Origin of the sequence: Neisseria viridiae (assembly GCF_962747995.1) — a bacterium.
GTDB lineage: Bacteria > Pseudomonadota > Gammaproteobacteria > Burkholderiales > Neisseriaceae > Neisseria > Neisseria viridiae.
In genome coordinates this window covers 1-244 of sequence record NZ_CAUJAJ010000053.1, presented here as the reverse complement: position 1 = coordinate 244, position 244 = coordinate 1, and the positions used below count along the sequence as shown (strand labels likewise).

Annotated in this window: 1 protein-coding gene; it reads right to left on the bottom strand. The window is 52.0% G+C overall.

What is annotated here, in order from left to right; all coding sequences use genetic code 11:
- A partial coding sequence (locus Q9J79_RS10330) for a transposase (RefSeq protein WP_301911804.1) occupies nucleotides 1-244 on the bottom strand: 244 nt, incomplete at both ends.

Genomic DNA, 244 nt, shown 5'->3' with positions numbered 1-244 from the left:
CTTTGTCGGCATAGACGGTCGTACCTTCGGTAATGCCTTTCAGCAAAGGCGACAGGTGTTTGCACTCATGGGTATTGGCGGGGGTGATGTGCAGTTTCCCGATATAGCCTTCCCCATCGGTACGGGTATGTTGTTTGTAACCGAGTCTGTATAAGCCGTTTTTCTTTATCCAGCGCGCATCTTTGTCCTTACTCGGTGTGGTTTGGCCGCTGCTCCCTTCTTCGTCGACTTCTATGGCCTGACG